Below are 14,030 nucleotides of genomic sequence, written 5' to 3'. Positions count from 1 at the left end.
GTGGCGGGGGCCGGCGCCGCCGTGGACAGTTCCGCCGGCACCGCCGGCAGGCTCGCGGCCAGGCGCGCGGCGAACGACATCGGATCCAGCGCGAAGGCGGCGGGCGCGGACGGCTCGGCCGGGATTTCACGCGCGAAGGAGGGCACCGGCGCGATGAACGCCGACGGCGGCTCGACCGGGGCGCGCGACTCCTCGGCCAGGCGCGATTCGATGGGCGCTGCGGCGGCGACCCGGTTGAAGTAGGCCGCAGCTGCTTCGGCCGGCGACATCTCCGTCGCCTGGCGGTTGGCGGCGGCGCGTGGTTCGGCGGACACGGATGCGGATGCGGACGGCGCGGCGCGCGCGAACGAAGGCGCCGGTTCGGCCGGACGCATTGCCTCCAGCGTGCGCTGCACCAGCGTCTCGTCGTAGTTGGAGGCCGCCACGATCTCGACGCCGTCGTCGGTCATGCGATTGGACAGGATCACCGCATCCGGCCCCTGTTCCTGCCGGACCAGCGCGAAGGCGGTGCGCATGTCGGGAGCGACGAAACGTTTGATTTTCATTTGAGAGGCCGGGATTGGGGATACGGGATTCGGGATTGGGTAAAGCAAGGCGACGGCAAGCCGTTCGAGGTGATTGGATATCTAGGTCGTGTCGTGTTCGTCTTCATCGCTGCATCCCCGTCATGAACCCGCTTTTGCGAATCCCCAATCCCCAATCCCCAATCCCCAATCCCGTCGCCTCAACTAATCGTCCCCACCAGCTTCAACCGCTTGTCCTCCGGGACTTCGCTGTAGGACAGGACCGACAGCGTGGGGACGCTGTGGCGGACCAGCCGGGCCAGCGCGGCGCGGACGCCGCCGGGGACCAGCACCACCGCCGGCTCGCTGCGCGCGTCCTGCTGGGCGACGCAGTCGGCCAGGCTCTGGTGGAGCCGTTCGGCCAGGCCGGGTTCCAGCGCGGCGCCGGTGCCCTGCACGCTGTCCTGCAAGACACGTTCCAGTTGTGGCGCCAGGGTGTAGACGGGAAGCTCCGGCGCCATGCCGGAGATTTCCTGGACGATGAAACGACCCAGCGAGGTACGCACGGCGGCGGTGAGCGCGGCCGGATCCGGGTTCTGCGGGCCGAACTCGACCAGCGCCTCGACGATCCGGCGCAACTGGCGGATCGGCACGCGCTCGATCAGCAGGTTCTGCAGCACCCGCACGACCGTGGACAGGGTGAGCGTCTTGGGCGTCAGATCCTCGACCAGCTTGGGCGCGGTCTTGCCGAGGTTGGCGAGCAGTTGCTGCACCTCCTCGTGCCCCAGCAGTTCCGGCGCGTGCTCGCGCACCAGGTGCGACAGGTGGGTGGCGACCACGGTCGAGGCATCGACCACGGTGTAGCCCAGCGATTCGGCCATCGCGTGCTGGCCCGGGGTGATCCAGGTGGCGTCCAGGCCGAACGCGGGATCCCGCCCTGGAATGCCGTCGAGGGTGCCGAACGCGCCGCCGGGATCCAGCGCCAGTTCGCGATCCGGATGAATCTCGGCGGTGGCCACCGGCACGCCATGCACCAGCAGGCGGTAGCCGTTGGACGGCAGTTCCAGGTTGTCGCGGATATGCACCGGCGGAATCAGGAAGCCCAGATCCTGGGTGAGCTTGCGGCGCACCGCCTTGATCCGCGACATCAGTTCGCCGCCCTGGGCCTTGTCCACCAGCGGAATCAGCCGGTAGCCGACTTCCAGGCCCAGCGGGTCCACCGGACGCACTTCATCCCAGGTCAGTTCGGCCTGCGGGTTGGACGGCGCGGGCAGCGCGGGATCGGCGCCCGCGGCGCTTTCGCCGCCGGCGCCGGGCTGCTGTTTCTTCCACAGCTTCCAGGCGATGTAGCCAAGCACCGCGGCCAGCGTCAAAAACACGACATTGGGCATGCCCGGGACCAGCCCGACCACGCCGATCAGGCTGGCGGCCACCGCCAGCGCCTTGTGCTGGCCGAACACCTGGCCAACCATCGCGTTGCCCATGTCCTGCGCGCGCGAGGCGCGGGTGACCAGCATCGCCACCGCCGAGGACACCAGCAGCGCCGGCAACTGCGCCACCAGGCCGTCGCCGATCGACAGCAGGGTATAGATCTTGGCCGCCTCGCCGACCGGCAGGCCGTGCTGGAGCACGCCAATCGCCAGGCCGCCGACCAGGTTGATGAAGAGGATCAGGATGCCGGCGATGGCGTCGCCGCGGATGAACTTGCTGGCGCCGTCCATCGCGCCGTAGAAGTCGGCTTCCTCGCGCACTTCCTCGCGCCGGGCCTTGGCTTCCTCGCGGGTCAGCAGGCCGGCGTTGAGGTCGGCGTCGATCGCCATCTGCTTGCCGGGCATCGCGTCGAGGATGAAGCGCGCCGACACTTCCGAGATGCGCCCGGCGCCCTTGGTGATGACCACGAAGTTGATGATGGTCAGGATCGCGAACACCACCAGGCCGACCGCGAAATTGCCGCCGACCACGAATTCGCCGAACGCCTCGATGACCTTGCCGGCCGCGCCATGGCCGTCCTGGCCGTGCAACAGCACCACGCGGGTGGAGGCCACGTTGAGCGCCAGCCGCAGCATCGTGGTCATCAGCAGCACGATCGGGAAGATGGTGAAGTCGAGCGGCCGCCGCACGTAGACCACCGCCAGCAGCACCACCAGCGAGATGGCGATGTTGAAACTGAAGAGCGCGTCCAGCACCGGCGGCGCCAGCGGGACGATCACCATCGCCAGCATCGCCAGCACGACCAGCGGCGCGCCCAGGCCGTGGCGCAGCATGTCCATCACCCGGGAGGTGGGGCTGGGCACCGCGCTCATGCCGGCTTGCCCTCATCCACGTCCACCGCCGGCAGGTCCGGATGCTCGGCCACGGTGCCGTCGCGCCAGGCGCGCAACTGGTAGACGTAGGACAGGATCTGGGCGACGGCGGTATACAGTCTCACGGGGATCTCCCGGCCGAGTTGCCCTTCGCGATACAAGGCGCGTGCCAGTGGCGGCGCCGACACGATGGCGACCCGGTGCGCCTCGGCGACCTCGCGGATGCGCAGGGCGATTTCGTCCACGCCCTTGGCGACCACCCGCGGTGCGCCCATCTGGCCGGCCTCGTACTTCAGCGCCACCGCGTAGTGGGTCGGGTTGACCACGATGACGTCGGCGGTCGGCACCTCCTCGATCATCCGGCGCTGCGACAGCTGGTGCTGCATCTGCCGGATCCGGCCCTTCACTTCCGGCCGGCCTTCGCTTTCCTTCAGCTCCTCGCGCAATTCCTGGCGGGTCATCTTCAGCTTCCGCATCCAGTTCCACTTCTGGTACGGCGCGTCGATGGCCGCCAGCAGCGCCAGCGCGCCGGCGCAGGCCAGCAGCAGGCCGCCGGCGAAGCCCATGCCGGTGCGCACGGCCTGCTCCAGCGGCATGGTCAGCAGCTCGCGCAGGGAATTCAGGCCCAGCTTCAGGCTCAGGCCCGCGGCCAGGCCGATGAAGGCCACGCGCAGCAGCGACTTGAGCAGTTCGGCCACGCTCTCGGCGCCGTACAGGCGCTTGAGCCCGGCCATCGGGCTGAGTCGCTTCAGATCCGGTGTCAGCGCCTTGCTGGAGAATTGCAGTCCGCCCATCAGCACCGGGCCGAGGAAGCCGGCCAGCAGGCACAATCCGATCATCGGCAGCATCACCCACAGCAGTTGCAGCAGCAGGCTGCCGACGTGGCCGAACAACTGGTCCGGGTGCTTGAACAGCTGCGGATCCGGGCTGAGCGCGATCTTCATCCAGCCCAGCGAGCCGCGCGCCAGCGGCATGGCCATGGTCAGCAGCGCGACCACGCCGGCGCCGAACACCGCCGCCGTCGCCAGTTCGCGCGAACGCGGGATGTTGCCCTGTTCGCGGGCTTCGCGCAGGCGTTTTTCACTGGGCTGTTCTGTGCGTTCGCCGCTTTCGTCCTGTTCGGCCATGGCGCTGCGTCGGGAAAACCGACCGCCACGCTGCAAGTCCCGTTCCAGTCCGGCGACGGGAAACGGGCGTCGCCCCATTCACGATGTCGTTTTCTCCGAACAACCGGGTAGGAGCGGCCTCCGGCCGCGAGCTTCTCCCGCCATCCACGCGCGCCCCTGAAAAGCTCGCGGCCGGAGGCCGCTCCTACCCGGTCCAAACGAACCGTTCGCGATCGCCGCGGCGGGTCAGAACAGGTCTTCGGCGATCACGTAGCTGTCGCGGCCGTTGGACTTGGCCCGGTACAGGGCGGCGTCGGCGCGCGAGAACCAGTCGTGCCAGTCGCGTTCATGGCCGAGCAGGGCGCCACCGAGCGAGATGGTGATGCGCCCGCCGGGCCCGCGCAGCGAAGCGCGTACCGCCTTGCGCAGGCGCTCGGTGGCCGATTCCAGCTCGTCGCGGCTGGAGACTTTCAGCAGCACCACGAACTCCTCGCCGCCGAACCGGTAGACCTGGTCGTCCTTGCGCATCTCGAAACGCAGGATCGAGGCCAGATCGGCGATGGCGTCGTCGCCCGCGGCGTGGCCGTAGAGGTCGTTGACCTCCTTGAAGTGGTCCAGGTCCAGCACGATCAGGCCGTACCGCCCGCGCCCCAGCGTCTGCTGTTCCACCGCGTGGGTGAGCGCACGCTCCATCATCCGCCGGTTGGGCACGTTGGTCAGCGCGTCCAGCGAGGCCAGTTCCTGCAACTCGACCCGGTCGTCCTGGCTGCGGGTGGCGAAGATGTAGGAGAACAGCGCGGTCAGCGCGGCCGTCACCAGGGTGGACACCGCATGGAACACGTCCGGGAACACGCCCGGCAGCAGGCACAGCACCGCCAGCATCACCAGGCCCGCGCCCAGCGCCAGCCGGCGGTCGGCGAGGAAGAAGTTGGTCAGCAGGACCAGATAGAGCCAGGTCATGGCGATCGGGCCGATCAGCCAGACGGCCAGCAGGCAGGCGCTGGAATTGAGCAGGCACAGCAGGTCGCCGGCGCGCGCGCTGTTGCCGCTGTTGCGGGCATAGACCACCACGCCGAAAATCGCCGCGGCGATCACCCCATCCACCGCCAGCGCCAGGAAATCGCCGTGCAGCCAGCGGTAAGCCGCGAAGGCGGCGATCACCACGGTCGTGGTCACGCCCAGCAGGGTGATCAGCTCCAGGCGGATGTCGCGGTTCTTTGGGGTCATCCCGGTCAGGGTCTGGCGCCCGGTGGCGCCGGCATCGTGATTTCGTCGTCTTTCCCGATGCAAGTCTAGTGCCGGAATTCCGACTGCGGGTGAAACCCGTCAAGGAATCGTTGCCCATCCGCCGGATAGCCCTCGTAGGAGCGACGTCAGTCGCGACCGGACCCCCGACATGTCCGCGCCACCCACCGCAAGATGGACCGTCCCCGTGGGAGCGACGTCAGTCGCGAAGGGGGCCGGCATCCCGAATCGCGACTGACGTCGCTCCCACAGGAAGGACCCGGCGGTTCAGCGGGCGGGAATCAGGCTCAGGTCGGCGCGGTATTCCCAGGTCTCGGTTTCCGCCGACAGCACCGCGGTGGCCAGCGCGGCGGCCGCGTCCGCCGCCTGTGGATCGGAGGATCGGGCGAGCAGGGCGTCCAGGCTGCCGTCGCCGCGGTCATGGTCCTGCCAGCCGCGCAGCGCGACCAGATGCAGATAACCGGGCGCGTCGCCACTGACCGGCTCGTACCAGCTGTGCGCGGGCGCATCGGCCGGCAGCGCCGTCCGGGCGAGGCGGACCGCCCGCTCGAACGCCGCGCGTGCGCCGGGCCGGACCACGTAGCGGGTCACCAGCAGGCGTGGCGAAGGCTGCCAGCGTTCCAGCGGGAAGCCGCTGCTCAGATCCCGGCGCAACCGGTAGCTGGCGCGCAGCGCCGGTTCCACGAACGGGGTGACGTTGCGCGCGGCGTCGGCACCGTCGCCGGCCGGATCGACGCGCCGGTCGAACGCCGCGAACGGCGCGCCGAAACTGCCATCGACGAACATCCCGGCGCGCTTGCCGTCGCTGACATACCAGCCGTACCACACCAGCGGATCTCCCGCCTGCCGGTGCCACGCCAGATGGCGGCGATAACCCTCGTCGAAGGCTTCACGCTGGCCGGGCTTGGTCCAGTAGCCGAACAGATGGGCGGCATCGCCGCTGTCGCGGGTGGACGCCGCCGGATGGGCGGCGGAAGCGGCATGGGCGCCGGGCAGCAATGCGGCCAGCAGCAGGCAGGCGGACAGGAATCGCATGACGGGCATCCGGCGAAGGGGAATGGCGACAGCCTAGGCCGGACGCGCGCCACCGGCCATTTCAAATCCCGGCGTCGCCATTCGATGACATGGAATGCTCGCGCCCGGCTTACCATCGGCGTTCCTTCCGCTTTCCTCCGGCCGATGCTTCCCGATTTCCGCCGCCTGGCCGTATTCCGTACCGTGGTCGCCGAGGGCGGCGTCAACGCCGCCGCGCGCAGCCTGCACAAATCGCCCTCGGCGGTGACCTACGACCTGCAGCAGCTCGAACGCCAACTCGGCACGCCGCTGTTCCGGCGCAGCGGCAGCCGGCTGGTGCTGACCCCGCGCGGGCGGGTGCTGGCCGCCTCGATCGAGCGCGCCTACCTGGATCTGGGCCAGGCCTGGCAGAACGTGCGCGAGGACGTCGCCGCCGAACCGATGCGGATCGCCTGCGTGTCCGGCTTCGGCCGCTATCGGCTGGTGCCGCGGCTGCTGTCGCTGCTGCCGCCCGAGCGCCCGCTGGAAGTGCTGTTCCGCACCGCCAGCCAGGTGCTGGCCTTGCTGGAAACCGGACGGGTGGCGCTGGGCGTGAGCTATCGTCCGCTGGTGACCGCCGGCATCGCCTCGGTGCCGCTGGGCGAAGAGGAACTGGCGCTGGTCGGCCCCAAGGCACGTCGCGCGACGCCCCGCGCCGCGCAGATCGCCTCGCTGCCGTTCGTGACCTACGAGGAGTTCGACTACGTGTTCTTCCGCTGGTTCGAAAGCCAGCAGTTGCCGCTGCCGGCGCGCTGGCACCGCAGCGATCATTTCGACGAACTGGAAGAAGCGCTGGAGAGCGTGGCACAGGGACGCGGATGGTCGATCGTCCCGCTGGATTCGGCGCTGGGCAGCGCCTACCGCTCGCGGGTACGCGTGCACCGGTTGTCCAAGCCGTGCTTGAACGAGGTGCACCTGATCGGACGGGAGCGGGATCTGCGCAGCGAAGACGCCGCGTTGCTGCGCAGGGCGGCGGCGTAGACGGTGGCTTTCGCCATCATGTCGCCCGCTGGACATCGCCGCCGTTCCTCCACGTAGAGCGGGGCTTGCCCCGCTGCTCCTGCTCCGTTTTTTGCCTGGGTGCCCAAGCCCCCGACGCAAACGCACCAGGGCGAATCGCCCCTGGCAATCACGCGTGGCAGCGTCCGATATCAATGACGCCTAAAGGAAGAAGGCAAAGGCCAGGGCAGCGGAGCGAGCTCCGCTCTACGGTGTCAGCTGTCGCGCGGCGTCGAAGGTCTGGTCGAAGATGCGCTGCACCGGCGGCCCGAGTTCACCCGACAACAGCGCCAGCAGGAACAACCCCAGCAACAACGCGGTCGGCAGGCCCAACTGGATCGGATTGAGCGCCGGCGCCGCGCGGCCCAGCACACCGAACGCCAGATTCACCGCCAGCATCGCCACCATCACGGGCAACGCCAGGCTCAGGGCCGCGCGCAGGATCTGCATGAAGAACGCCGGTGCGACCTGCAACACCGCCTGCGGGTCCGGCAACGCGGTCCCGATCGGCAGCGAGTGGTAGCTGTCGACCAGCAGCGCCACCAGCGCCAGATGCCCGTTGAGAGTGAAGAACACCAGCCCGAAGGCCAGGTAGAACCACTGGCCGACCACGCCGGAATTCACGCCGCGCAGCGGATCCGACATCTGCGCGAAGGCCAGGCCGGTGCCCTGCGAGATCAGTTCACCCGCCAGCGCGCCGGCCTCGAACGCCAGTCGCAGCAGGAAGCCGATGCAGGCGCCGACCGCCAGCTCGCGCGCGGCGGTCAGCACGTTGGCCGAATCGAAGGCGATCTGGGTGGGTGGCGACGGCAGCATCGGCGCCAGTGCCAGCGACAGCGCGCCGGCCAGGATCACCCGCACCCGTACCGGCACCGCGCGGGTACCGACCAGCGGCATCGCCATCAGCATGGCGCCGGTGCGCAGCATCACCCACAGCAGCGTGGTGATCAGGCCGAACGCCTGCTGCCCATCGATGACCATCTGGGTGGCGGCATTCATCCGCGCATCCCCGCCGGTTTGTCAACACATTCGACGGGCCGCCACCGTGGAAAAACCAGAACGGCACCCGGACATTCCCCCCTTTGAAAAAGGGGGGGCAGGGGGGGATTCCCCCGCGATGCCTGGCCAACCGTCGCCACCGCCTCACCCAATCAGATGCGGCAAGCGCTGGAACAGCGCCGTGGTGTACTCCACCAGCGTGCCCATCAGATAGCTGCCGGTGGCGAACAGCGCCGCGGTCAGCGCGATGGCCTTGGCGACGAACGCGATGGTCGGCTCGTTCAACTGCGTCGCCGCCTGGATCACGCCAATCACCACGCCGACGACCAGCACCACCAGCAAGAGCGGCCCACCCACCCACAGCGCGATTTCAAGGCCGCCACGGAGTTCGGTCAATGCGGTTTCGGGAGTCATTTGGGTGCCGGGATTGGGGATTGGGATTGGGGATTGGGATTGGGGATTGGGATTGGGGATTGGGGATTGGGGATTGGGGATTGGGGATTGGGGATTGGGGATTGGGGATTGGGGATTGGGGATTGGGGATTGGGGATTGGGGATTGGGGATTGGGGATTGGGGATTGGGGATTGGGGATTGGGGATTGGGGATTGGGGATTGGGGATTGGGGATTGGGGATTGGGGATTGGGGATTGGGGATTGGGGATTGGGGATTGGGGATTGGGGATTGGGGATTGGGGATTGGGGATTGGGGATTGGGGATTGGGGATTGGGGATTGGGGATTGGGGATTGGGGATTGGGGATTGGGGATTGGGGATTGGGGATTGGGGATTGGGGATTGGGGATTGGGGATTGGGGATTGGGGATTGGGGATTGGGGATTGGGGATTGGGGATTGGGGATTGGGGATTGGGGATTGGGGATTGGGGATTGGGGATTGGGGATTGGGGATTGGGGATTGGGGATTGGGGATTGGGGATTGGGGATTGGGGATTGGGGATTGGGGATTGGGGATTGGGGATTGGGGATTGGGGATTGGGGATTGGGGATTGGGGATTGGGGATTGGGGATTGGGGATTGGGGATTGGGGATTGGGGATTGGGGATTGGGGATTGGGGATTGGGGATTGGGGATTGGGGATTGGGGATTGGGGATTGGGGATTGGGGATTGGGGATTGGGGATTGGGGATTGGGGATTGGGGATTGGGGATTGGGGATTGGGGATTGGGGATTGGGGATTGGGAAAGGCGCTTCGGCTCTTGCGAATCCCGAATCCCCAATCCCGAATCCCACTCAGTTGAAGCTCGCCGCCAGCGAGCCGACGATCAAGACCCAGCCGTCGACCAGCACGAACAGCAGGATCTTGAAGGGGGCAGAGACCAGCATCGGCGAGAGCATCATCATGCCCATCGACATCAGCACGCTGGCCACGACCAGGTCGATGATCACGAAGGGGATGAAGATCAGGAAGCCGATTTCGAACGCGGTCTTCAGTTCGCTGGTCATGAAGGAGGCGACCACGATCGGGAACGGCACGTCGGCCGGACTCGCGTAGCTGGCATGGCCAGCCATGCCGGCGAAGGTCATCAGGTCGGTTTCGCGCACCTGCGCCAGCATGAAGTCGCGCAGCGGACCAGTGGTCAGGGTCCAGGCGGTGGCGAAGTCGATCTGGCCGTCGAGATACGGCGCCATGCCCTGCGCCCAGGCTTTCTCGCCGACCGGCATCATCACCAGCATGGTCAGGAACAGTGCCAGCCCCACCAGCACCTGGTTGGACGGGGTCTGGCCGGTGCCCAAGGCCTGCCGCAGCAGGCCCAGCACGATGATGATGCGGGTGAACGCGGTCATCGCCAGCAGAATCGACGGGATCAGGGTGATCGCCGTCATCAGCAGCAGCGTCTGCAACGGCAGGCTGACGTTGCGATCGCCAATCTGGCCGACGTTGACGTCCGGCAGCGTGGGCAGGGTCGGCTTGCCCGGCGGCGTGGGCGCCGCTGGCGCGGTGGCGGCCGTGGCGGCCGTGGCGGGGGCGGGAGTGGCGGCCTGCGCGTTCTGCGCGTTCTGCGCGAACGCCAGCACGGGCGCGGCCAGCAGCCACAGGCACAGCAGGAAGGGCAACAGGCGACGCATCGTCATTTCTCTTTGCGCAGGCGCTTGGCCAGCAGTTCGGCGAAGTTGGGCAGGGGTTGCACCGGCACCGGCGGCAGCGGTTCGGGCAGGCGATGCAGGTGGGCGATGCCGCCCGGGCTCACGCCCAGCAGCAGTTGTTCGCCGCCCACTTCGACCACCAGCAGGCGTTCCTTGGTGCCGACCGACAGGCTGGTGACGATCCGCAGCTGATCGTTCGGGCGCAGGCCCAGGCCGGCACCGGGCAGGCGCTTGAGCAGCCAGGCCAGGCCGAGGATCAGGCCCAATACCAGGATCAGGCCGACCAGCGCGCCGCCGATGCCGGGCGTGGCCGGCGCGGCGTGGCCAATCTTCTGCGCGGGTGCGGCGGCCGTGGCGGCGGCGGCGATCAGGGGAAGCGGAAACGACATGGACCGTGGCTCAGCGCAGGCGGCGGATGCGTTCGCTCGGGCTGACCACGTCGGTCAGGCGCACGCCGAAGCGTTCGTTGACGACCACCACTTCGCCGTGTGCGATCAGGGTGCCGTTGACGAACACGTCCAGCGGCTCGCCCGCGCCGCGCTCCAGTTCCACCACCGAGCCCTGGTTGAGCTGCAGCAGGTTGCGGATCGGGATGCGGGTGCGGCCGACTTCCAGCGACAGCACCACCGGCACGTCCAGGATGACGTCCAGGCTCATGTCGCTGAGGCTGCGTCCGGCGTCGGCCTGCAGGGCCTCGAATTGCGCGGCGGCGGCTTCTTCGGTGAGGGGTTGGTTCATGGCAGGGAATCCTGGGTGGCGATGTCGGTAGCGGTCGGGGCGAGCGAGGGCGCCGCGGGCGGCGGCGTGACCAGCGCGCCGGGCGGACGATGGGCGATGATCTTCACCGCGTTGTTGCCGTTGGAGGTGCCGAACTCGCCGGTGAACACCGGCACCTGCTCGACGCACACCGGCACCGTGCGCGGCAGGTCGATGGGCAGGATGTCGCCCACCTTCAAACGGGTGAGATCGCGCAGGCTGATGCGCTTCTCGGCGAGCACGCTGGACAGGGTGACCTCGGCGCCGCGCAGCAAATCGTTGACGCTGTCGCGGAAGCTGTCGTCGTCGTGCACGCGGTCGGACTGGATGCCGGCGTCGAGCAGTTCGCGGATCGGCTCCAGCATCGAATAAGGCAGGGTGATGTGCAGATCGCCGCCGCCGCCGTCCAGTTCGACATGGAAGCGGCTGACCACCACGTACTCGCGCGGACTGACGATGTTGGCGAAGTGCGGATTGACTTCCGAGTTGATGTACTCGAATTCCACCGGCATCACAGGCGCCCAGGCGTCGACCAGATCGGTGAAGGTCTGCTTGAGCAACAGGTGGATCACCCGCATCTCGGTGGCGGTGAACTCGCGGCCCTCGATCTTGGCCGGATAGCGGCCGTCGCCGCCGAAGAAGTTGTCCACCACCGTGTAGACCAGCTTGGGCTCGAACACCATCAGGCCGACGCCGCGCAGCGGCTTGAGCCGGATCAGGTTGAGGTTGGTCGGCACGTACAGCGAGTGCAGGTACTCGCCGAACTTGATCATCTCGATGCCACGCACCGACAGGTCGGCCGAGCGGCGCAGCAGGTTGAACAGGCCGATGCGCCAGGTGCGGGTGAAGCGCTCGTTGATCATCTCCAGCGTGGGCAGGCGGCCGCGGACGATGCGGTCCTGGCTGGCGAAGTCGTACAGGCGGGCGACGCCGGGGTCCGGCGGCGGCTCGTCGGTCTCGATCGCGCCGGAATCGACGCCGTGGAGCAGGGCGTCGATTTCGTCTTGCGAAAGCAGGTCGCTCATCATCGCGGGCTTCCCCTTACTGCATCACGAAACTGGTGAACAGCAATTGCTCGGCCCCCGGCTTGCCGGTCTCAGCCTTCATCAGCTTGCGCACTTCGGCCAGCGCCTGCGCCTGCAGCTTTTCCTTGCCGGCGCGGGTGATCAGCTCCTCGGCGTTCTGCTGGGCGAACAGCATCAGCAATTTGGCGCGCAGGGCCGGGGCGTGCAGTTCGATGGCCTTGAGCGACTCCGGATCGCGGGTCATCAGCTGCACTTCGACCTGCAGGTAGCGCGCGCCGCCGGCCGAACCGATCAGGTTGACCACGAAGGGCGGCTCCAGGGCGAAGTACTGCGCCGGCGCGGGGACCTTGCTGGCGTCGGGTGCGGGCTTGGCTTCGGCCGCCTTGGCGGACGCGGCGTTGCGCGATGCGAAGAACCAGGCGCCGCCGCCGGCCGCACCGGCGGCAACCAGCGCGACCAGGCCGATGATCAGCCAGGGCTTGCCCGCCTTGGGCGTTGGTTTGAGCAGCTTGGGGTCGGGTTTCTCGGCGGGGGGCACGCGGGCGTTCTCCTGGATGGACGCGGGAGAAGATGCAAGTGGCGTGCCGTGGACCCGGCGGGGCGGTGCCGGAAATCCGGCGGAGGCACACGCCGTCGTGCGGAGCCGCCGACAGCCCGGCCGGGGCGCCGACGTAGAGCGGAGCTTGCTCCGCTGCTCCAGCTTTGCCATTCCGTCCGGCCTTCATCCGGAAGGGTTACCGGGTGCTGGCGCGCGATACCGATGACGAACGAACCATTCAGGCCAAAGCAAATGCCCAAGCAGCGGAGCGAGCTCCGCTCTACGGGCGTTGCGGGTCAGGCGTAGGCGTCCAGCAATCCGCGGGCGATGCGAACCGGCGCGCTGCGGGGTGCGGTGTCCGTGCCCGAGCCGGTGCCGTCGCCGCCACGTGTGGCATTGGCCTGGGCCGGCGAGGACTGCGGCTGCTGGCGGTGGCCGACGTCGGCCTGCGCCAGCTGGAAACCCTGTTGGCCCAGCATTTCGCGCAGGCGCGGCAGGCTGTCCTGCAACGCCTGCCGGACTTCCGGCTGCGCGCTGCTGAAATCGGCGTGCACGCGATCGCCGTCCAGGCGCAGGCTGACTTCGATTGCGCCCAGATCGCCGGGGCTGACCCGGATGTGGGCATGGCCGATTTTCTGTTCGGCCATCCAGGTCATCTGGGTGCCGAGGGTGTCGCCGAAACGGTCACCGCGCAGGTCCGGCGTCATCGACGCCAGCGGATTGACGGTGGCGGTGCGGGCAAGGCCGTAATCGGAGGCGGGCGCGGGCATGCCGGCCAGGGGAGCGGCGATCGGCGCGGGCGCGTCCGTATCGGCGCCGCCGGCATCACCGGCCATGTCCTTGAGCGCGGCCAGTCCGGCGGCGAGCGTGGCGGGCAAGGGCGTGGTTTCGCCGGCGGCGAGGTCGCCGATCGGAATCGTGGACGGGGCGGTGCCGGGGGATGCGGATGCCGGAGGAGCGTCGGCAGGCCGGGCGGGGTTCGCCATCGCGCTGGCGAAGGCGAGCGGATCCGCTGGCGCGGCCTCCGTGCTGGTGGTTGGCGTAGCCAGTCCACCTTCGGCGAGCATGGTGCCTGCCATCGACATCGCGTTCGCGGCCAGGCGCAGTCCGGCCGGGAAACCGGTCGACAACGCGGAGGTGCCGTGCCCCGGGATTCCCGGCGGGACGCTTTCCGGCGTGCCGGCAAGGCTGTCCAGGGGAGGCGGGAACACCGCCAGGATCAGTCCGGCGGGAGGCCAGGCGGCGTCCTCGTCGGCGCTTTCGTGGCGGTCCTTTCGCGTGTCGCGTTCCGCCTGCGCGGTGGCGGCGGACGCGGATGCGGCGTCGTCGGCGGAAGCGTTCGCCTCATCCGCCTGCGCGCGGGCGGGGCCGTCCGTGCGCGCATCCCGCGCGGGCTCGC

At 68.5% G+C, this 14,030-nt stretch carries 13 protein-coding genes and 1 pseudogene; 1 reads left to right on the top strand and 13 read right to left on the bottom strand.

The features are described from left to right. The 5 genes and pseudogenes from IQ458_RS19715 to IQ458_RS18970 all read right to left on the bottom strand — a co-directional run. Nucleotides 1-545, bottom strand: a pseudogene (locus tag IQ458_RS19715) (flagellar biosynthesis protein FlhF); the annotation flags it as partial. A gap of 179 nt (nucleotides 546-724) precedes the next feature. Continuing rightward, nucleotides 725-2,806 carry a flagellar biosynthesis protein FlhA gene (flhA, locus tag IQ458_RS18985; protein ID WP_183636962.1) on the bottom strand — a complete coding sequence of 694 codons (2,082 nt, stop codon included), beginning with the start codon at nucleotides 2,804-2,806 and terminating at the stop codon, nucleotides 725-727. Then, on the bottom strand, nucleotides 2,803-3,933 hold the full coding sequence (gene flhB, locus IQ458_RS18980; protein ID WP_183636960.1) for a flagellar biosynthesis protein FlhB: 1,131 nt from the start codon (nucleotides 3,931-3,933) through the stop codon (nucleotides 2,803-2,805). The genes flhA and flhB overlap by 4 nt, the downstream gene beginning before the upstream one ends. Before the next feature lie 225 nt (nucleotides 3,934-4,158). Continuing rightward, the gene (locus IQ458_RS18975) at nucleotides 4,159-5,139 is read right to left on the bottom strand and encodes a GGDEF domain-containing protein (protein ID WP_183636958.1); all 981 of its coding nucleotides are present in this window, start codon (nucleotides 5,137-5,139) and stop codon (nucleotides 4,159-4,161) included. A 285-nt stretch (nucleotides 5,140-5,424) separates the two neighbouring features. Beyond that, nucleotides 5,425-6,192 (bottom strand): hypothetical protein, encoded by a 768-nt coding sequence (locus IQ458_RS18970; protein ID WP_203323784.1) that lies wholly within the window; start codon nucleotides 6,190-6,192, stop codon nucleotides 5,425-5,427. Nucleotides 6,193-6,336: 144 nt separating this feature from the next. Here IQ458_RS18970 and IQ458_RS18965 point away from each other — a divergent pair, with 144 nt between their 5' ends. Next, the gene (locus IQ458_RS18965) at nucleotides 6,337-7,191 is read left to right on the top strand and encodes a LysR family transcriptional regulator (RefSeq protein WP_183636954.1); all 855 of its coding nucleotides are present in this window, start codon (nucleotides 6,337-6,339) and stop codon (nucleotides 7,189-7,191) included. Between the two features lie 225 nt (nucleotides 7,192-7,416). Here IQ458_RS18965 and fliR read toward each other — a convergent pair whose 3' ends face one another. The 8 genes from fliR to IQ458_RS18925 all read right to left on the bottom strand — a co-directional run. Further along, a complete protein-coding gene (gene fliR, locus IQ458_RS18960) occupies nucleotides 7,417-8,208 on the bottom strand; it encodes a flagellar biosynthetic protein FliR (protein WP_141452584.1) in 792 nt (263 codons plus the stop codon). 144 nt (nucleotides 8,209-8,352) lie between these two features. Further along, nucleotides 8,353-8,622, bottom strand: coding sequence for a flagellar biosynthetic protein FliQ (locus IQ458_RS18955; protein ID WP_183636952.1), 270 nt, complete (start codon nucleotides 8,620-8,622; stop codon nucleotides 8,353-8,355). An 835-nt stretch (nucleotides 8,623-9,457) separates the two neighbouring features. Further along, nucleotides 9,458-10,294 carry a flagellar type III secretion system pore protein FliP gene (gene fliP, locus IQ458_RS18950; RefSeq protein WP_235997007.1) on the bottom strand — a complete coding sequence of 279 codons (837 nt, stop codon included), beginning with the start codon at nucleotides 10,292-10,294 and terminating at the stop codon, nucleotides 9,458-9,460. Between the two features lie 2 nt (nucleotides 10,295-10,296). Next, complete coding sequence (gene fliO, locus IQ458_RS18945) at nucleotides 10,297-10,701, bottom strand: flagellar biosynthetic protein FliO (protein ID WP_183636947.1); 405 nt, start codon at nucleotides 10,699-10,701, stop codon at nucleotides 10,297-10,299. A gap of 10 nt (nucleotides 10,702-10,711) precedes the next feature. After that, on the bottom strand, nucleotides 10,712-11,050 hold the full coding sequence (gene fliN / locus IQ458_RS18940; protein ID WP_141452588.1) for a flagellar motor switch protein FliN: 339 nt from the start codon (nucleotides 11,048-11,050) through the stop codon (nucleotides 10,712-10,714). Continuing rightward, a complete protein-coding gene (fliM, locus tag IQ458_RS18935; protein WP_183636946.1) occupies nucleotides 11,047-12,093 on the bottom strand; it encodes a flagellar motor switch protein FliM in 1,047 nt (348 codons plus the stop codon). Before fliM ends, fliN begins: the two co-directional genes overlap by 4 nt. 16 nt (nucleotides 12,094-12,109) lie before the next feature. After that, entirely contained in the window at nucleotides 12,110-12,631 is a 522-nt protein-coding gene (locus IQ458_RS18930) for a flagellar basal body-associated FliL family protein (RefSeq protein ID WP_318289227.1), read from the bottom strand. Nucleotides 12,632-12,927: 296 nt separating this feature from the next. Then, a partial coding sequence (locus IQ458_RS18925) for a flagellar hook-length control protein FliK (protein WP_203323781.1) occupies nucleotides 12,928-14,030 on the bottom strand: 1,103 nt, incomplete at its 5' end.

Source organism: Pseudoxanthomonas beigongshangi, assembly GCF_016820515.1.
In the GTDB taxonomy this organism is placed as follows: Bacteria; Pseudomonadota; Gammaproteobacteria; order Xanthomonadales; family Xanthomonadaceae; genus Pseudoxanthomonas_A; species Pseudoxanthomonas_A beigongshangi.
Note: the sequence above shows the minus strand (reverse complement) of the source record. Positions and strands in the feature narration are given on the sequence as shown.